At 42.5% G+C, this 18935-nt stretch carries 16 protein-coding genes; 6 read left to right on the plus strand and 10 right to left on the minus strand.

Features of this window, described 5'->3' with window-relative positions; translation table 11 throughout:
* Positions 1-29: 29 nt before the first annotated feature.
* The 4 genes from MN086_RS03860 to MN086_RS03875 all read right to left on the minus strand — a co-directional run bounded on the left by MN086_RS03860 (position 30) and on the right by MN086_RS03875 (position 5018).
* Positions 30-1205, minus strand: coding sequence for a patatin-like phospholipase family protein (locus tag MN086_RS03860; protein ID WP_248576740.1), 1176 nt, complete (start codon positions 1203-1205; stop codon positions 30-32).
* A 205-nt stretch (positions 1206-1410) separates the two neighbouring features.
* Positions 1411-1866, minus strand: a complete 456-nt coding sequence (locus MN086_RS03865) for a cupin domain-containing protein (RefSeq protein ID WP_248576741.1) — start codon at positions 1864-1866, stop codon at positions 1411-1413.
* A gap of 75 nt (positions 1867-1941) precedes the next feature.
* A complete protein-coding gene (locus MN086_RS03870) occupies positions 1942-3333 on the minus strand; it encodes an aldehyde dehydrogenase family protein (protein WP_248576742.1) in 1392 nt (463 codons plus the stop codon).
* 44 nt (positions 3334-3377) lie between these two features.
* Complete coding sequence (locus MN086_RS03875) at positions 3378-5018, minus strand: acetolactate synthase large subunit (protein ID WP_248576743.1); 1641 nt, start codon at positions 5016-5018, stop codon at positions 3378-3380.
* Between the two features lie 241 nt (positions 5019-5259).
* On the opposite strand from MN086_RS03875, the gene MN086_RS03880 reads away from it, so the two are divergent.
* Genes MN086_RS03880 through MN086_RS03905 form a run of 6 tightly spaced genes read left to right on the plus strand, consistent with a single transcriptional unit; the run spans position 5260 to position 10434 of the window.
* On the plus strand, positions 5260-6363 hold the full coding sequence (locus MN086_RS03880) for a peptidase M42 (RefSeq protein WP_371875213.1): 1104 nt from the start codon (positions 5260-5262) through the stop codon (positions 6361-6363).
* A gap of 15 nt (positions 6364-6378) precedes the next feature.
* The gene (locus tag MN086_RS03885; RefSeq protein WP_248576744.1) at positions 6379-6789 is read left to right on the plus strand and encodes a RimK/LysX family protein; all 411 of its coding nucleotides are present in this window, start codon (positions 6379-6381) and stop codon (positions 6787-6789) included.
* Entirely contained in the window at positions 6789-7715 is a 927-nt protein-coding gene (rimK, locus tag MN086_RS03890; protein WP_248576745.1) for a 30S ribosomal protein S6--L-glutamate ligase, read from the plus strand. Before MN086_RS03885 ends, rimK begins: the two co-directional genes overlap by 1 nt.
* Positions 7716-8756: a succinylglutamate desuccinylase/aspartoacylase family protein gene (locus MN086_RS03895; RefSeq protein ID WP_248576746.1), complete on the plus strand. Its 1041-nt coding sequence runs from the start codon at positions 7716-7718 to the stop codon at positions 8754-8756.
* A 31-nt stretch (positions 8757-8787) separates the two neighbouring features.
* On the plus strand, positions 8788-9600 hold the full coding sequence (ppk2, locus tag MN086_RS03900) for a polyphosphate kinase 2 (protein ID WP_248576747.1): 813 nt from the start codon (positions 8788-8790) through the stop codon (positions 9598-9600).
* Between the two features lie 36 nt (positions 9601-9636).
* On the plus strand, positions 9637-10434 hold the full coding sequence (locus tag MN086_RS03905; RefSeq protein ID WP_248576748.1) for a CorA family divalent cation transporter: 798 nt from the start codon (positions 9637-9639) through the stop codon (positions 10432-10434).
* 73 nt (positions 10435-10507) lie between these two features.
* On the opposite strand, the gene MN086_RS03910 is transcribed toward MN086_RS03905, so the two are convergent.
* The 6 genes from MN086_RS03910 to MN086_RS03935 all read right to left on the minus strand — a co-directional run bounded on the left by MN086_RS03910 (position 10508) and on the right by MN086_RS03935 (position 18805).
* A complete protein-coding gene (locus MN086_RS03910) occupies positions 10508-11743 on the minus strand; it encodes a glutamate-5-semialdehyde dehydrogenase (RefSeq protein ID WP_248576749.1) in 1236 nt (411 codons plus the stop codon).
* A 2-nt stretch (positions 11744-11745) separates the two neighbouring features.
* Complete coding sequence (locus tag MN086_RS03915; protein WP_248576750.1) at positions 11746-12063, minus strand: pyrimidine/purine nucleoside phosphorylase; 318 nt, start codon at positions 12061-12063, stop codon at positions 11746-11748.
* A gap of 16 nt (positions 12064-12079) precedes the next feature.
* Complete coding sequence (locus tag MN086_RS03920; protein ID WP_248576751.1) at positions 12080-12847, minus strand: pyrroline-5-carboxylate reductase; 768 nt, start codon at positions 12845-12847, stop codon at positions 12080-12082.
* Positions 12847-13626 (minus strand): glutamate 5-kinase, encoded by a 780-nt coding sequence (proB, locus tag MN086_RS03925; protein WP_248576752.1) that lies wholly within the window; start codon positions 13624-13626, stop codon positions 12847-12849. Before proB ends, MN086_RS03920 begins: the two co-directional genes overlap by 1 nt.
* 119 nt (positions 13627-13745) lie before the next feature.
* A complete protein-coding gene (putP, locus tag MN086_RS03930; RefSeq protein WP_248576753.1) occupies positions 13746-15218 on the minus strand; it encodes a sodium/proline symporter PutP in 1473 nt (490 codons plus the stop codon).
* 2 nt (positions 15219-15220) lie between these two features.
* On the minus strand, positions 15221-18805 hold the full coding sequence (locus tag MN086_RS03935; RefSeq protein WP_248576754.1) for a bifunctional proline dehydrogenase/L-glutamate gamma-semialdehyde dehydrogenase: 3585 nt from the start codon (positions 18803-18805) through the stop codon (positions 15221-15223).
* Positions 18806-18935: the final 130 nt, after the last annotated feature.

Consider the following 18935-nt stretch of genomic DNA (forward strand, 5'->3'; position numbering starts at 1 on the left):
TTAGACTAAATACAAAAAAGGCTTGATATTCAAAATTTAAGTGTTGTTTGCCAAGCCGACTTTGAACGTCCCTTTTCATACCCAACTTGATACAATGCTCTCATATACTTTTGGTCAAAAAAATCTTCTAAAGGTAGATCAAAACTTTTTGGTACATTGGTAATATGTACATGAAATCCATCACGTTTGGCCAATGAGGTGATATTGACCAGGTCACCCAGACCATGGTATTTTGTCAAAGTATAAAATGACCGCTCTGCAATATCAGAGAGTGAAAGAGAAACAGGTTTATACTCAGGGTCTACTTTGGTATTGCGTATCAGCCACATATTTTTTCGAGGATTCATATGTAACATACGCTGCAGTTTTCGAATATCCAGATCACGAGGGTAGACAAATATCTGTCTGGTTACACCACCGTCCACATGTACTTCCTGATGTCTTTTTCCATTGATCACTACATCTATGAGTACCGGTGGAAAAGCTCCCGGAATGGAAGCTGAAGCCAACATGATATCTCTGATAAGTTTTGGTGCATCCGGACGGCCACTTAAAGCAATTTCAGTGATCTCCCAAACCACCGGACGCTGCGCATCAAGATTGGTGGTACCGATCTGTAGCAAACGTCCCTTTTTTGCCTCTTTTGCCAACTCTGCTACGAAAGTCTCATTGATCTCTTCAGCAAGGATCTTTTTAAGTGGTGCTGTATCACCAATAGAAGCACCGAAGAGTGCTTCTATTGGTGATAATAAGACGATGTTTTTTTGAGAGGATTCTGTATAGAGCTTTTGTATTACCTTATCATACTTTGGTCCCAAGAATGCAAAAGGAGCGATTATTGCACCGGTCGAAATACCGGTTACCACAGTAAACTCAGGTCTGTCACCGCGTTCACTCCATCCCTTCAAAAAACCTGCACCATACGCACCGTCCTCAGCACCGCCAGAAAGAGCAAGTATATCTATTCTTTTACGAAAACTTTTATTGGCCCCGAGTCTTTTGATATTTGCTCTTGTATAGGTATATTGTGCTGTCTTGTCACCCCAGTAGCGTATATGTTTATACCCTGCAACTTTTGCATATTGATACTCTTCAATACTTGGAGCTTCATAGGTACGGGACTTAACGGAACAGGCAGTTAGTAGCAGTAACAATGCAGTGAAACCAATAAGCCTGACAAATATGAGAGGAAACAGACGGAACAATAGAACTCCTTTTCGTTACACTATACTACAACATTTTTGTTTTAGTATCTCTTCTCATCTGTTTTGAGAGATGACCATGAATCTCATATTGGATGAATACTTAGTGTGGTTTGAAAAGTTAATAGTGACAATACTCTTGATTGAAAGTTCAGTCGCACACTCTTGTTTACTCTCTTGAGGTATGTATAGAATGGGATCAAGAGATCTATTCTTTAGTCTCTTTGATCACTTCAAAAGCATCGATAGGCTCTTCAAATGCGATGAAGAGTACACACGGCTCCTCACCTTTTTCACAATAGGCTGTATGTGGATGTTTGGATGGACCATAGGCATACATACCTTTTGTGAGCAGTTCACTCTCCTGGTTGTCATAGGTAACCGTCATCTTCCCTGATACCAGTATCATGCGTTCTGCTGAGGTATGCCAGTGATGCGGGATTGCATAATCAGCTGGTACTTTAAAGAAAATATCCAGGTTCTCTTTGGCAGGATCACCATGTAGTACGGCGATCTGGCATGCTTCACCGAGAAATGCAGGGCAGGGTCCCCATGCTAGGGATGTATCGTTATATGAAAAGCTAAGTGCCTTATTACTTGTAACTTCGTCACTCATAGAGAGTGATGTTAGAACAAACAAACTTAATAGTATTTTTCTCAACATAATAACTCTTTTTTATTTGGTATGATTTACAATACACAAGCTATGTGTACTGTATGTGTAAAAGTAAAATGGTACTTATAAAACTGAAGATTTTATCACCATCAATTTCTCTTTACTCATCTCTTCCATTGAATAAGGGATGCCACCCAGTCCCAAACCTGATACTTTAGCCCCACCAAACGGCATCCAATCGACCCTGAATGCCGTATGGTCATTTACCATCACTGTAGTACCGTTGAGACGTTTAACCGCCAGCAAGGCAGTATCAATATTTTTAGTAAATACTGCTGCTTGAAAAGAGTATTCAAGGCTATTGGCTTTTTTAAAAGCATCTTCAATATTACTATAGGGGTAAATACAGACAATCGGACCAAAAATTTCTGAAGTACTTACCTTGGCATCATGCGGTGGATCTAAAAGTACTGTGGGTTCAAAACAGCTTTTAGAAATACATTTACCTCCACAAAGTACTTTTGCCCCTCCGGAAATCGCCTCATTTACCCAAGACTCTATTCGATTGACTTCAGTGTGTGAAATGAGTGGTCCTACCTCTGTTTTGGGATCCAGAGGATCACCAACGATCAGCTTTTGCGCTGCCTGTGCTAATTTTAAACCCACTTCATCACAGATATCTTCATGGACATAGATACGTTGCACGGAGACACAGACTTGGCCTGCATGATAAAATCCACCTTTGGCCAAAGCGGGGATCAATTCATCCATATCGGCATCAGCTTCTACGATAACAGGTGCGACACCTCCATGTTCGAGGCCCACACGCGTACCTGGAGAGACTTTTGAATTAAGGTACCATCCAACAGTACCTGAACCAATAAAGGTTAAATAGTCTATCTTTGGGCTTGTAGCGAGATATTGCGCTGCTTCTCTGTGACAGACCACGACTTGACACCACGCTTTAGGTAATCCTGCTTCATATAAAATTTTGACAAAATTAATGGCGGACATAGGGGTAGACTCTGATGGCTTAATAATAACAGGCGATCCAACTGCTATAGCTGGAACTGTTTGATGTACAGCAAGATTTAAAGGATGGTTAAATGCTGAAATTGCGGCAACCACACCAATAGGCTCTTTCATAGTATAGGCAATACGATTCACAGAACTTGCTGTGTGACCCATGGCTATCTCTTTCCCCTCAAAAACACCTATATGTTCAATAGCAAGTTTTACACCATTAATGGCACGTTCTACTTCAACTTTTGAATCCATATAGGGTTTACCGCCTTCACTGGCTGCTATAAGAGTGAGTTCTTCTATGCGGCGGCTCATGATTTCGACCGTTTTCTCTAAAATAGCGATACGTTCATATTTAGGCAACCACATCTCCTGGCTTTCATACACTTTTCGTGCACGATCTAAAGCCAGATCAATATCTTCCTCATTTGAAAGGGATATCTCATCTAATACCTTTCCGTCAAATGGTGACTTTACTTTAATACTATTCATACTAACCACTCCTAAAATTATTGATCTATTTTATGGTTTACAACTTATGTCAAACACGTTTTATTTTTGAGTAATTCATTTAAAATGGCATGATTCAAACTATAGTCTACCGCCAGATCGATCAGATGTACACCTTTACGGTCGATCACATCATTTAAAATGGAACCGAATTCATCACAGGAGGTCGGTCTGTACCCCATGGCACCATACGCTTTGGCATATTGGACAAAGTCTGGATTTTTAAAATCCAATCCAAAATGATCAAATCCCATCCCTTCCTGTTTCCATTTGATCATCCCATAGGCACTGTCATTTAAAATGATGACGACAAGATCCAACTCCAGTCGTACAGCAGTTTCCAACTCTTGGGCATTCATCATAAAACCACCGTCTCCACAGACTGCTATTACTTTCTTGTCAGGATGAACGATCTTGGCAGCCATTGCAGAAGCCAGCCCTGCACCCATCGTGGCCAATGCATTATCGAGCAAGAGCGTATGGGGTAAATAGCATTTATAATTGCGTGCGAACCATATTTTATAAATACCGTTGTCTAAAGTTAAAATACCGTCTTTGGGTAAAACATCTCTAATATCCTTAAGTGCTCGTTGCGGCAGGATCGGAAATCTTTCATCTTTAAAATATTTCACAATATGTGCTTGTGATTGATCTTTTATGCGCATAAAGTATGTAAAATCCCAGTGTTCTTGTTTTTGGGTAAGTTGTGTCAAAGAGTTTAAATTACGAGCCACATCTCCGGTCACATCAAGCTGAGGAAAGTAGGTATCATCTACACTGGAAGGTGAAAAATTGATATGTATGACCTTTGTGCCTCCTTGTCTCATTATAAATGGCGGTTTTTCGATGATATCATGTCCGACATTGATGATCAGGTCCGCTCTGTCTATCGCACAGTGGAGATAATCATTCTCAGAGAGTGCCGCTGTTCCCAGGTATAAAGGATGGAACTCGCTCACCACCCCTTTCCCCATCTGGGTCATAAAAAACGGTATACCGAGTTTGTCAATAAACTCTTTCATCGCAGAACCGATGCACCTACGGTTTGCTCCTGCCCCGATGAGGACCAGCGGCATTTTTGCCTCATATAACATCTTTAAAGCGTTTTGTAAACTTTCATTTCTGGCGATCGGATAATAGGTTTTGCGAACAGGAAAGAGTTGTTCATCCACTTCTTCTCTTGCAATATCCTCAGGCAGCTCAATATGTACTGCGCCCGGTCTCTCCTGTACAGCTAATTTAAAGCTCTGACGAAGCACGGCAGCGATGTTGTTGCCATTGACCACCTGTTTGGAACATTTTGTAATGGGTTCCATCATGTGCACAACATCTATGATCTGAAAACGCCCTTGCTTGCTTTTTTTGATCGGTTTCTGACCTGTGATCATCAACATGGGGATACCTCCGAGGTTGGCATACGCTGCAGGCGTTACGAGATTGGTTGCACCCGGTCCGAGTGTAGCCATACATACACCGACTTTCCCCGTGAGTCGTCCATAGGTCGCAGCCATAAAACCTGCACCCTGTTCATGACGGGTCAAAATAAATTGAATACTGGAGTCCTGCAAGGAATTTAAAAGGTCCAGGTTCTCCTCTCCGGGAATACCAAATATATATTCAACACCCTCATTTTCCAATGCTTTGATAAATAGATCTGATGCTTTCATAACATATCGTCCTTGTCACTTTTATCATAAAAAATTGTATGTCTCTCTTTTCTCATAATTAAAGATTCCATTTAAAATAGTATAAAATGAATGTGTGTATTCAGTGTGGACTATAGATTCTTCTTCATCTACAGAGAGAAATATAGAATTATAATAAAATCTTTTTAGCGTATTAGAGGTGCTTTTAGAAGCTTATGTATGCAATAATTAGTATGAATTTTATAAAAGAAAGCAGGGTATTGTGTTTAAGAATTTTTTTTTAAAACATATGCAAGAGACTGGCGGGGAACCCGAAGAGATGGGCCGTTTTCTGGATATACTGAAACAGCTTATACGAACCCCTTCTGTTGTAGGTGCTGAACACTCTTTTTTTCTCTACTTGAAAAGAGAACTGGAAGAGAGAGGGATCAGTGCAACACTCTATGAAGGCTTACTTGTAGCAGAAGGAACTGAACCTGATGAGGGTATGATCTCTGCGCATATTGACCGTCATGGTCTTATCTGTACCGGTCCCAATGAATTCCAGTATGCAGCGTTTATCGCACAGAACAGAGGGGATCTGACAGGTGACTCTGTGGCTGAAAAAACCTATAAAGATATTATAGGACGCTTTATGAACCAGCGTGTTCAAGCCTATGATCCATGGTCCGGGGCTTACCTGGGGTTAGGAGAGATAGACAGCGCTTATATGTGCGAACGCAGACTGAACCTTCTTTTTAAAGTAAAAGGTCTGGAACATTTGTATGCCGGTACACCTGTAGCCTATGTGGATACACTGAGCTATGAGGATGGGTATCTATCTGCACAATTGGATAATGTACTCAGTGCTGCGATCATACTTTTTTTATATGAGAGAGGATACCAGGGACGCGCTTTCTTCACTGCACAAGAAGAGGTAGGTAAAAGCTGGCGTTTTTTACTTGAGTGGTTCAGAGGACATGATCTCTCGACCGATTCCCTGCTGGTGCTTGATACCAGCCCTTATCCTGGGAGGGTAGCGGCAGAGGCACAGCATATCGTGTTGAGAAATAAAGATGCAAATGCCACCTTTGTTTCGCCATTGACCAAACAGATCGAAACCATTTGTGATCAATTCTCGATAAAATATGGATATAAAGATGCATTTATAGAGGATCTCAACAGAGAGTTCCTAGCTCAAGGAAAGCCTCTTTATTCTCTAGGGAGTACGGAGATGGGACGTTTGGCAAAGGCGAGTGACGGCTCGATACAGGGAACAACATTTCAGCTTCCTACGACCGGGTATCACACGACGGCAGAAACAGTCTCTTTGGAATCCATTGAGAAGGCACTAAAAGTATTGGAAACACTTTATTTGAAAGTATAAAGAGAAGGAAAGAAAATGGAAGTAATAGGATATATAGAGAGAGTGGATCTTCCGGGACTGGATCTTTTTGCATTGGATGCTAAGATCGATACAGGTGCGGATTCTTGTTCTATGCACTGTGACGACATTGAAGTAGAGGGTGAGAATGTTATTTTCACCCTACATGATGAAGTACACCCTGCCTATCATGGTAAAAGGCTTACGTTGCCGATATTTAAGATCAAAAATGTAAAAAGTTCTAATGGAAAAAGTGAAGAGAGAGTATTCGTCAAATCGATGGTGAAATTGGGTTGTAAAACGTACGAAGCAGAGATTTCACTGACCAATCGAGAAAATATGAAGTACCCAATGCTGATAGGAAGACGTTTCCTGTCACATCACTATCTGATAGATGTTTCCCATAAATATATTACAAAGGATAAATAATGACCGTTTACATACTTTCTAGAAATACAAATCTCTATTCAACACAAAGATTGATAGAGGCAGCTGAAGCAAAAGGATGGAATGTACGTGTCATAGATTATTTGATGTGTAGTATCGAAATTATGAAGGGAGAGTTGTTAGTGGTGTATGATGGTGAAATACTACCGGTACCAGATGCTATCATCCCTCGTATCGGTGCAAGTCGAACGTTTTATGGAACAGCAATGGTGCGTCACTTTGAAATGATGGGAGCTTTCAGTGTCGCAGGAAACCTTGCGATAGCAAGATCCAGAGACAAGCTCAGAAGCCTTCAGGTTTTATCTACACACGATGTCGATATGCCAAAAACAGTCTTTGCATCCAACAAGGCCAATGCCAAAGATGTGATCAAACTGATCGGAGGGACACCGTTGGTACTTAAGATCCTTGAAGGGACACAGGGTGTCGGTGTGGTACTTGCAGAGACACAAAAAGCAGCACAATCTGTCCTGGATGCTTTTTATGGCATGGATGTGAGTCTCTTGGTGCAGGAATTCATCAAAGAAGCCGGCGGTGCCGATATCCGTGCCTTGGTGATCAATGGACAGGTGGTCGGTGCCATGAAGCGCCAAGGGGCAGAAGGTGATTTCCGGTCCAACCTTCATCAGGGTGGAAGTGCTTCTGCACATAAACTCAGCCGCAAGGAAAAATCTACGGCGATCGCTGCTGCAAAGGCAATGGGGCTGGGTGTATGCGGTGTAGATATGATCCCTTCTGATCGCGGTCCACTGGTGATGGAGGTCAACTCATCTCCTGGACTTGAAGGTATTGAGAAAGCGACTAATGCGGATATTGCAGGGAAGATCATGGATTATATTGAAGCCAATATCAAGCCTACGGATAATAAAAAACCGCCTCGTCGCAGGAAAGATAATATTGGGGCATAAATGAGACACAATCCTTTTATCTTAGGTGGCAAGGAGATACCTAGAGGCGTACAGAGACGGGTAGAGATAGAGTTGCCAAGCTTTTACGGTACACCGACCTCTCTTACGGCCTATGTGATCCGTGGCAAAAAAGCAGGCCCAACGGTTTTCATCAGTGCAGCCATTCATGGAGATGAACTCAACGGTATAGAGATCATCCGTCGTCTGCGCCAGCTACATCTGCTGACGAAACTCAAAGGTACACTGATACTTGTTCCTATAGTGAACATTTACGGAGCCATAAACCTTTCGAGGTATTTGCCTGACAGACGTGACCTGAACAGAAGTTTCCCCGGACATTCCAAGGGAGCACTTGCCTCACGTCTGGCAAAGACTTTTTTTGATGAGATCGTATCCAAGTGTGACTTGGGGATCGATCTGCATACGGCCAGTATCCACAAGGACAATCTTCCCCAAGTACGTACCAATGTCAACAATGAATATACTTTGAGACTTGCCTATGCATTCGAAGCACCTGTAATACTACATTCGGAGTTAAGGGATGGATCTTTGCGTGCTGTAGCACAGGACAAAGGGATACCGATCTTACTCTATGAGGCAGGTGAAGCACTGAGACTGGATGAAAAATCCATTAAGATCGGGGTGAAAGGCATCATTAATGTACTCAGAGCCAATGAGATGTTGCCGACGCGTATCAAAAAAAGCAGTCGTATCAAACCGGTTTTGACAAAAAACAGCAAATGGATACGTGCACACGAAAGTGGCATGATACAAACCATTAAACAATTAGGTGATGTGGTGGAAGAGGGGGATGTCATTGCACGTATTCATTCACTCTTTGAGGATCAAAGCTATGAAGTGATAGCGCCGTTTGATGGTATTATCATAGGGAAAACACAAATTCCCCTTATTCATGAGGGGGATGCAGCGTTTCATATCGCAGCACTGAAAGATATTCAAATCGCTGAAGAGCGCATGGAGCCATTCCATCAGGATGAGACCTTAATGGAAATTCCGATGGTAGATGAGAGGATCGTATAAAAATGACAATATTTATACTAGGGAATGTGAGATGTATGAAGAAATCATAGAACAACTGCGTAAAGAGAATGAACTCTTGCGCCAAACGCATAGGGAAGCAGATCTCTATTATGCCAAGATGAAAGAGTTGGAAAACTATCAGGCGCAATTGGTGAAACTGCTCACACAAATAGAAGAAAAATCCCAAAAAGTGATCGTTCTCTTTGAAGGAAGAGATGCGGCGGGAAAAGGAAGCCTTATCGGGAGTATAGCCCAGTATCTGAACCCAAAGCACTGTCGTACTGTTGCACTTGGCAAACCTACGGATGAAGAGAGATCACAATGGTATTTCCAGAAATATATCAAGCATTTCCCGCGCGGGGGAGAGCTGGTACTTTTTGATCGTAGTTGGTATAATCGTGCAATGGTCGAACCGGTATTTGGATTTTGTACGCAGAATGAGTATGAACTCTTTTTAGATACAGTGACCACTTTTGAAGATTCGTTTACGAAGCATGGTACGCGTTTGATCAAGATCTATTTGAGCGTTTCAAAAGAGATACAGAATGAACGTTTTGAAAAACGTCGGACCGATCCTTTGAGACAGTGGAAACTTAGTGAAATAGATATGCAAGCACAGGCCATGTGGAATGAGTTCACGCAAAAAAAGAGAATTATGCTTGAACGTACACATACCCCTGAGTCTCCCTGGCATATCATTCGGTCAAATGATAAACACAAAGCACGTATAGAAGCGATGAAGCTGATATTGAGAGAACTTGATTTCCAAGAAGAAGATTCTATGGTTGATCTGAAGGCTGATGAGGATATTTTAGTCTCTGTCGAGGCTGAAATATTAGGTTGACAGTATGATCTGAAATTGCATCTAAAAGGTAAAATTATGGCACACGTAGAACATCTGGTCGATACACTGCACCTGGAAGACTTACAAAACCCTCTGCACCCCTCTATTTTTGATGAAAATGATGAATATGATATGCTTATTGTACGTCTCCCTGTTATTACAGAGAAGCTTGAAGCGGTCTCATTGGGGTTTATCATTACGAAGGATGCCAGTTATCTCTTCAATGCCGCAAAGAGCAGACTAGAGGAGCTGGAGAGTCGATTTGAGGGGCCGCATGAAAAGATAGACACACTGCTGGACCATCTGCTTAAATCCTTTCACTCCTACCAGGATCAGATCTCTGATATGGAAGAGACACTCTATGAAGGCACCGTAAAAACGAACTTTATGATGCAGTGGCTGACGTTAAAAAGAGATATTTTACGGGTAGAACGTATTATGCACCGTACTTCAGCCGTCATGCAGGATGCGATCCAGTATTATGAGACGGATGGGAGTTTTCCGATGAATCATTATATAGATATCCATGAGCATTGTGAACGTATTTTACGCTCCGCAACACTGCAACTTTCAAAACTGGATTATCTTTATAATTTTTACAATACACGCACCAATGAAAAAATGAATCGTCTTATTTTTCTTTTGACTATCATTTCAGCGGTCTTTCTTCCGCTTAATCTGATCGTTGGTTTTTTTGGTATGAATACGAGCGGTCTGCCGTTCACAGAGGGATCGCACGGTACCTTCAGTGTGGTTATGGGGTTGGTCTTCCTGCTCGTCATTACCTCATTGGGTGTGCTTGTTTGGAGACGTAAAATAGAGTATTCAGAATAGGTGACAGGAGTGTCACCAGGGTAGGTACTCTACAGCCTTGAGGGCTGTAGTCAAATGCAGCTAAAGAGGTAGGCTATTTACGTATTTGTCCACTGCCGTAAATTTTAAATTTATAAGTCGTAAGTCCCTCTATCCCCATCGGTCCTCTGGCATGGAGTTTGTTGGTACTGATCCCCACTTCTGCACCAAACCCGAATGCACCTCCATCGGTAAAGCGTGTCGAGGCATTGACATAGACTGCTGCAGCATCGATGGCATTTAAAAAGAGTTCAGCCGTTGTGATGTTCTCTGTGATGATGGCTTCAGAATGCCCTGAACCAAATCTAACAATGTGTTCGATCGCGCCTTCCACACCATCTACGACTTTGATATTTAAAATATTCGCCAAATACTCTGTATCATAATCTTCATCTGTAGCATGTGAGATGTCTATGATATTTTGTGTTCTACTGTCACCTTTGAGTTCGGTATGTGCTTCATCAAATGCCGCTTTGAGCTGAGGTAAGGCCTCTTCTGCTATCGCCGTATCGACCAAGAGTGTCTCCATGGCATTACATACTCCCGGACGTTGTACTTTTGCATTGAGCGCGATGGCAATGGCATTGTCCAGTTTTGCATCTTTGTCGATGTAGGTATGACACTGTCCTTTATCGTGTTTAACCACAGCGACAGTCGCATTTTCAGTGACATGTTTGATGAGTCCTGCCCCACCTCTTGGAATGATCAGGTCCACATATTTATCCATCTTGATCAGTTTGTCAACTCCCTCTCTTGAAGCGTCTGGGATGAGTGAGATCAGTGCACGTGGAAGATCATTCGCCTCTAATACATCTTGAAGTATCTTTGCGATCTCTTCATTGGAGTTCTGTGCTTCTTTCCCTCCTTTGAGTACACACACATTAGAGCTTTTGAAACAGAGTGCTGCCGTGTCTGACGTTACATTGGGACGAGACTCGTAGATGATCCCTATCACACCGATAGGGATAGAAACCTTCTGCATATTTAAGCCATCTTCTGTGATCCAGCCATCCAAGACACGGCCTACAGGATCTTTCAGTGCTGCGATCTCTTCTATCGCCACTGCCATGGCATCGATGCGGCCCTCATCTAACAAAAGCCTGTCCATCAGTGCAGAAGAGAGTTGGTTTTTTTCTCCCTCTTCCATATCTTTTTTGTTTCGTGCTATGAGGTTGCTGCTGTTATCTCTAAGGGCTTGTGCCATTTCCTTCAGAATTCTGTTTTTTTCGCGGCCGCTGATAGTCGCTAGAACCCTGCTTGAATTTTTGGCTTCTTGTAGAAAATCTTCCATTTTTATGCCTTTATATAGCTACAGCAGTAGTCAGTAACCGTTTTGATCTTTAGATCAAAAGATGAGTTGGCCGGGACATTGAAACTCTCAGGTGTATTTAATTTTCTAAATTCTGTTTCACCCGGAAGTCGGATCTCCAAGTCGCCACTCATCATCTCCATGATCTCTGCTTCATTCGTGTCAAATGTATATTCACCCGGCTGCATCACACCCAAGGTCTGTCTATCTCCATTAGGTAAAAAAATAGTTCTACTGACTACTTTCCCATCAAAATATACATTGGCTTCTTTGATCATCGATATGTTTTCTAGTTTTGTCATTTTATTTCCTTGTTTGTTAGTTTTTCTCTTTAAGCTCTTTGGCTTTTGCATAGGCATCACTGACCGCTTCCATCATCCCGTTACGTACATTACAACGTTCCAGAGCTGCATATCCGGCTGCAGTTGTTCCTCCGGGACTCATCACACCGTCTTTTATGATCGCCGGGTTTTCATGTGCCAAAAGGGATGTAAATCCTTCAAAAAGACCTTGTACCAGTACCTGTGCGTCTGCACGCTTCAGTCCTTGATTGACCGCACCATCTGCAAGACTCTCCGCGATCAGCGCCAAGTATGCAGGCCCGCTGCCTGCTACACCGGTTGCGATGTCCAGCTCGTTTTCGCTGTTGAGCCATAGACTTCTCCCAATGGAGTTAAAGATGCTTAATGCACTCTCCTTGAGATCCTCATCTCCTGTGATCGTTGTCATAGATTTAAGATGACTCGCCCCTAGGTTTGGCATCGTTCTTATGTACTTTTTTGCTTTGATCTGTGCGCTGAGGCTCTCTATGGATGTGCCTGCCAGAACAGAATAGATGGCGTCTGCTTCACCTGTTAGTTTGGGGGCCAGATCAGGGAGAGAGTAGGGTTTGACACAAAGAACTATATTTTTACCTGATATATCCTCTTTCTCTTCCATTACCTTGGTTGAAATTTGAGGAAGCTTTTCTTGAAGCGCTTGTAATGATTTTTGATTTCTTCCCAGAACCTCTATCTCATAATTTTCAACTAACCCTTCAATAAGGGCCTTAGCCATATTACCATTGCCAATAAATGTTAACTTCATTATTTATCTTTCTTCTCTTTTTGTGTTGTAAATAGTGTACCTTTATTATGTACACCCTCTATTAAAAACTCTCTTGCACTTGTCAGGTCATACCCATTACACAAGAACATCTCTCTTTTTTTACTGATAATATAGTCAGCTGCTTTGAGTTTGGTCACGATACCGCCTGTGGCAAATTGTGAGTTTGGTGTATATTCCTGCTCAAGCTCTTCTTTTTTTATCTCAGTAACCACTTTCCTGATCTTTGCATCTGGATTATCTTTGGGGTTAGAGTCATAATACCCATCAATATCACTTAAGATCACAAGTAGGTCAGCACCGGTATAGTAGGTGATATGTGCAGAGAGTTGATCGTTATCTCCAAAGAGTTGATCCGGCGTTGTGGAAATATCATTTTCATTGACGATAGGCAAAATGTCATTTTTCAATGTTCTGTCTATAATATCCTGAAAGATCTTTGTATGGACTCTTGAGTCAAAATCTTCTTCCGTTAAAAGTATCTGGGAAATAGGGACATCATAAATATCAAACTTGTTTTTATAAGAACTCATAAGGATCGGTTGTCCGACAGAAGCCAACACTTTTTTACTGGTAGGCACATTTCTGTTCAATTTAACAGCTGTATATCCTGCAGCGACTGCCCCAGACGTTACAAGAATCACCTCATATTGTTTTCTGGCTTCGGCAATTAAAGAGGCCAGGTTCAGCATCCTCTCTTTTGCGATACTTGTTGTCTCTGTCAAGACACTGCTTCCTACTTTAATGACTATCCTTTTCACTTTTTTATTCCTTTTTTTCATTTATTATCATAGTTTTTACTCTTATTGTACTGAAACATTGACCATTTTGTAAAACTTTTATGTTTTTAAAGATCTATTGTCACCATCCATATGGCGTATTATGTATATTTTAATCGGCTTTGCACTTCATCAAACTTCTCAGATATAGAATCCGGGTTGGCTGCTCCATATCGACTAAAGAGCAAAATCGCTATCCATGAAAAAACAAATCCAGGAAGCAATTCAAAGATCTCAAATACTCCACCCTCCAACTCTTTCCAAATGATGACAGTTAAAGCACCTACTACCATACCTGCTATCGCACCGAACTTCGTGATGTTACGGCTGTATAGACTTAAGATGATAAGCGGTCCGAATGCCGCACCGAATCCTGCCCAGGCATACGATACAAGTTTGAGGACACTGGAGTTCTCATCTGTGGATAAATACCATGCGATAACGGCGATCAGGATCACGGTGGCACGCCCGATCCAGACAAGCTCTTTGTCACTGGCCTCCTTATGCAGGATCGCATGGTAGACATCTCTGGTCAGTACAGAAGAAGATACAAGCAGTTGAGAGTCGATCGTACTCATAATGGCCGCAAGAATCGCAGCGAGTAAAAAACCTGCGATCCAAGGGTTAAAAACAAGCTGAGAGAGTAAGATAAAGATCTTTTCACTGTCAGCTAGATCAATACTGTTTGCTGCCACATAGGCAAAGCCGAAAAAACCGACGCTGAGAGAACCAATAATGGATAGGATCATCCAGCTCATTCCAATGGTTTTGGCCTTATGTGTCTCGTTTTCATCTCTAATAGACATAAATCTCACAAGAATATGAGGCTGTCCGAAATAGCCCAGTCCCCATGCAAGCAGTGATATTACAGAGATAAGAGAGACACCGCTGACCATGTTTAGATGTGACGGCTCTAAAGATGCTATGGCTGTGACGGCACTGGTTATCCCGCCAAGTTCAGAAACCACCACAATCGGTGTGATCACAAGTGCAAGCATCATTAAAATACCCTGAATAAAGTCTGTCCAGCTTACTGCATTATATCCTCCCAGAAAAGTATAGGAAACAATAACAAAACTTCCTATAAGCAGTGCATCTGAGTAGGTGATGTTGAAGGTTGCTTCAAAAAGTTTCGCTCCCCCTACAAGCCCAGATGATGTATAAAGCGTATAAAAGATCAAGATCACAACTGCAGTGACAACCCTGAGTATATGTCCGTTGTCTTCAAAACGGTTTGCAAGATAATCAGGGATCGTAATAGAATCGTTGAGATGATGCGTGTATACTCTAAGCGGCTTGGCCACATAGTGCCAATTGAGATAGGCACCTGCAATAAGCCCCACTGCGATCCAACTGCCTACGATACCATCGCTGTACATCATACCCGGAAGCCCAAGAAGCAGCCATCCGCTCATATCTGATGCACCTGCACTCAGAGCAGTTACACTGGGGTTGAGACCGCGTCCACCTAAAACATAGTCACTCAGATCATTGGTTTTAAAATAAAAATAAAACCCTATAGCCAGCATCACCAGCATATAGCCTATAAATGATATGATTATCTCTATTTGCATATTTAAATCTCCTCGAATTTGATACTTTGAATACCAAGATTTCCGTATCTGTGGTAAGAGTTAGAGATACTTTGCTCTATGAAGTAGTGCATGAGCTCAAGTTTGCCATGCGAGACAAAGTTCTCACTGGCTATATAGATCGCTTTATCAGCGATCGCTTTGTAGATATTGTCGCTTACATTGTCCGGATGCAGGAACCTTACTCTTTGTACATTTGGTATCTTCTCGATCAATCCATCTTCATCATCTCTGGCAAACGTGTCCTCCTGCCCGATGAAAGCGTTCTGTTTGGATTCAAGCCAGATCAGTTCGGCTTTACGGGATTTTTTCGGGATAGAGATATGAAGCTTCGCACCTATCATTTTGATTGCCATGATCGTTGTCAGAATCTCATCAAGTTCATCCTTCTCTTCCAGTCTAAGAAGTACACTCTTCACTGGAAGATAACGGATGATATTGCTCTCTCCCCGAATATGTGCATAGTCATGCTCTTTTAAGAATTCAACCTCGTACCAGTGTGTAAAGTGGCACATATGTCTCAGTGCCGCTTCACATTCATCATTGAAAACTGTATCTCTTGTGAGAAGTACTCTCATTTGATCCAAAAACCGGCTTGAACATGATTCGTAAAGGTTGGTCTCTTGATATGTCAGATTCATAAATTGACTGACATAGTTGAAACCGCCTGCTTTTTTACCGCTTCCTATGGCAGATTTTCTCATACCGCCAAAAGGCTGGCGTGTGACGATCGCACCTGTAGTGACACGGTTTATATAGAGGTTTCCTGCAATGATACGTTCTTTCCAGTAATCCTGTTCCCTTTTATCCAAAGATTCTATACCGGAGGTCAAACCGTAGCCTGTTACGTTAACGATATCGATGGCATCGTCCAGGTCTTCTGCGCACATGACGCTCAGAACAGGGCCGAAAAGCTCATTCATATGACAAAAATCATTTCTCTTGGTTCCCCATCGGACTGACGGTGTAAGCATATAGGGATTGCCCTGGTCAGCGTAATCCGGTCTGACAAGCCACTCTTCGCCTTCATCAAGATAGGTGAGTGCTTCTTTGAGTTCACCTGAGGGAAGATTGGATAAGGTTCCGATCCGGTTGGAAAAATCCCAAACAGAGCCCGTTTGAAGTGATTCGACGGCTTCTTTGATCGTCTGTTTGAATGCTACATCTTCAAATAGCTCTTTTTCAAGTACCAGCAGAGAGGTGGCTGAACACTTTTGTCCTGAGTTATGAAAGGCCGATACGACCACATTTTTGATCGTTTGGTCCCGATCAGCCAATGCGGTGACGATCGTCGCATCTTTACCGCCGGTCTCAGCACTCAGTGCGATATCCGGACGGGACTTGATGATGTTATAAGCCGTCTTTTCACCCCCTGTAAAAATGGTAAAATCGATATCTCTGCTAGGGATCATATGCTCCCCTACAACAGAACCGCGACCCGGGATGAACTGCAGGGTGTTTTTACTGATACCTGCATCCCAAAAACATTGACACAAACGGTACCCGCACAGGATAGAGTCTTCTGCCGGTTTTAATATAACGGTATTCCCCGCTGCAAGAGATGCGGCGACCCCACCCACCGGAATAGCGATAGGAAAGTTCCATGGGCTGATAACCAGACCCACGCCTTTACCCGTGGCTTCAACACCTGTAAGGGACGATATCTTCGACACGCTGTAAGGGTAGAAGTTTGCAAAGTCTATCGCTTCACTGACCTCGACATCTGTTTCTGTAAAGACTTTACCCACTTCTGCAGCAGCCACTCCTATAAGGTCCGCTCTTGCTACCCTTAGCTCATGCGCTACATCCATCAGGATCGTTTGTCTTTGCTCTACTGTCAGTTCTCTCCAGCCATCCGGGTCCTCTTTTGCTGTTGTAATGGCTCTTTGCATATCCTCGGGTGTTGCTTCAGCATAGCGTCCTGCCAGCTTTTTCTCATGGTACTGGCTCTTATCTATCACACCAACATGCAGATCTCGTTGAACGATCTCTCCGCCTACGACCGGATAGGCGTTAAATCCGCCCACTTCACCGATATTCTGCCACTTGTCACGGATCTTTTCTGCCCACTTTCTGTTTGGCTCCAAAACAAAGTCTGTATCCGGTTCATTCTCAAAATGGTAACGTTTCAGATCGATCGTCTCTTTGATGATCTCTTTGTTTCTATCTTGTGTTCTGTAAGACTCCTGATCCACGGTCGGCATGAGTGCCAGTGCATCATCGTAACTTTTGACCAATATCTCCCATGCAGGCGTATCGACCTCAAGACCGAAACTGTGCCGTAAAAAGTTCTGTTCGGCTGTGTTCTCATCAAATCTTCTTACCAGATAGGCTATGGCATTTGTAAAGGTCTCTTTGGTTGCGGTCGGAGCATAAAGGATCACGTTCAAGCCCTGGTCTTTGAGTACATGATAGGCTGCTTCACTCATCCCCTCAAGCATCTCTGCAGTGACATATTTTTCTACTTTTCTCTCTTTTGCCAAAAGCATGGCCAGTGCATGGTCAAAAAGATTATGCGATGCGACACCGGTATGTACATAAGGTGCCACGTCCGGGTCAAGTAAAAAGTTCATCGCTATTTTATAGTTTGCATCGGTTTCTGCTTTTGAGGCGTAAGTGACATTCGGCCAGCCTCTGAGAGATGCTTCGGTCATCTCCATCTCTTGGTTCGCTCCTTTAACGATACGGATCTTGATAGGTGCACCACCGCTCTGGACTCTTTTTTTAGCCCAAGCGTACAGATCTTTTATATGCATCATAGCATCAGGCATATAGGTTTGGATCACGATCCCGGCATGAAGGTTCTTATAGGCATCCATCTCTAAAACCGTTTTAAATGAATCGATGGTCATCTCAATATCTCTATACTCTTCCATATCAAGATTGACAAACTTATAGTGTTCCTTGCCGTCTTTATCCTGGTACCTGTTTTCCATGGCTGCACTATAGACTTTTTGTAACTGCTCGGATATGTGACGAATATTGTTCTCATGGGCATGGGGGATGATCTGAGAAAAGAGATTAGATATTTTGATGGAAAGATAATCCACATCAGGATTTTGCAAGAGTTGGATATATTTCTCCACTCTTTTCTCCGCTTCTTCCTTGCTTAAAACGATCTCTCCGATCACATTGATGTTGACTCTGGTACCCTCTTTTTTTCTTTTGTGCATATGCTTTGAAAGCACAGGGTCTTCTCCCTGGATGACAATGGCACTGATATCGTTTCTGAGGTATTTGACAAAAAGGGGAATGGAGATGGAAGTAAGATAGATCCCGACATCACGAAAGAGCCAGATCAATATCTGTTCAAACTGGGAAAAAAAGTCTGTGCTTTTGTATTTCTCAAAGATGTACTCCAATTGATCTGCAACCCTGTCGGGGTTGCTGGAGCGAAAGCTTTGGTCCAGTAGTTCGATAAGAAAAATTTTGTTGACCGGGTTTTTCAACATTTTTAACATCATCTCGTGAAAATCCTGCTCCTGACCCTTACGTGAAACCTGTATTTTCTTTTGCCACTCATAGGCTACTGCTTTCACATCCTGTGCTATATTTGTTGGTATAGTCAAGTCGTTGCCCTCCCTTTTTTCGAATCATTTTTAACTGTAGTATACAAAGTTAATATATCAAAATGCTTCCCCGTTTTATTCGTGGTATCAAAGCATACATTGCACCTTTGAGTTTTTTATATCAATAAAC

The sequence above is a fragment of the Sulfurovum sp. XGS-02 genome (assembly GCF_023213175.1).
Classification (GTDB): Bacteria; Campylobacterota; Campylobacteria; order Campylobacterales; family Sulfurovaceae; genus Sulfurovum.

What these genes read in the sequence shown, in the direction of transcription:
- MN086_RS03885 (WP_248576744.1), top strand. Translation starts at nt 6,379, where the DNA reads ATGGAAGTAATAGGATATATAGAGAGAGTGGATCTTCCGGGACTGGAT.
- MN086_RS03910 (WP_248576749.1), bottom strand. Translation starts at nt 11,743, where the DNA reads ATGGAAGATTTTCTACAAGAAGCCAAAAATTCAAGCAGGGTTCTAGCG.
- rimK (WP_248576745.1), top strand. Translation starts at nt 6,789, where the DNA reads ATGACCGTTTACATACTTTCTAGAAATACAAATCTCTATTCAACACAA.
- MN086_RS03895 (WP_248576746.1), top strand. Translation starts at nt 7,716, where the DNA reads ATGAGACACAATCCTTTTATCTTAGGTGGCAAGGAGATACCTAGAGGC.
- putP (WP_248576753.1), bottom strand. Translation starts at nt 15,218, where the DNA reads ATGCAAATAGAGATAATCATATCATTTATAGGCTATATGCTGGTGATG.
- MN086_RS03915 (WP_248576750.1), bottom strand. Translation starts at nt 12,063, where the DNA reads ATGACAAAACTAGAAAACATATCGATGATCAAAGAAGCCAATGTATAT.
- ppk2 (WP_248576747.1), top strand. Translation starts at nt 8,788, where the DNA reads ATGTATGAAGAAATCATAGAACAACTGCGTAAAGAGAATGAACTCTTG.
- MN086_RS03870 (WP_248576742.1), bottom strand. Translation starts at nt 3,333, where the DNA reads ATGAATAGTATTAAAGTAAAGTCACCATTTGACGGAAAGGTATTAGAT.
- MN086_RS03905 (WP_248576748.1), top strand. Translation starts at nt 9,637, where the DNA reads ATGGCACACGTAGAACATCTGGTCGATACACTGCACCTGGAAGACTTA.
- MN086_RS03920 (WP_248576751.1), bottom strand. Translation starts at nt 12,847, where the DNA reads ATGAAGTTAACATTTATTGGCAATGGTAATATGGCTAAGGCCCTTATT.
- MN086_RS03875 (WP_248576743.1), bottom strand. Translation starts at nt 5,018, where the DNA reads ATGAAAGCATCAGATCTATTTATCAAAGCATTGGAAAATGAGGGTGTT.
- MN086_RS03865 (WP_248576741.1), bottom strand. Translation starts at nt 1,866, where the DNA reads ATGTTGAGAAAAATACTATTAAGTTTGTTTGTTCTAACATCACTCTCT.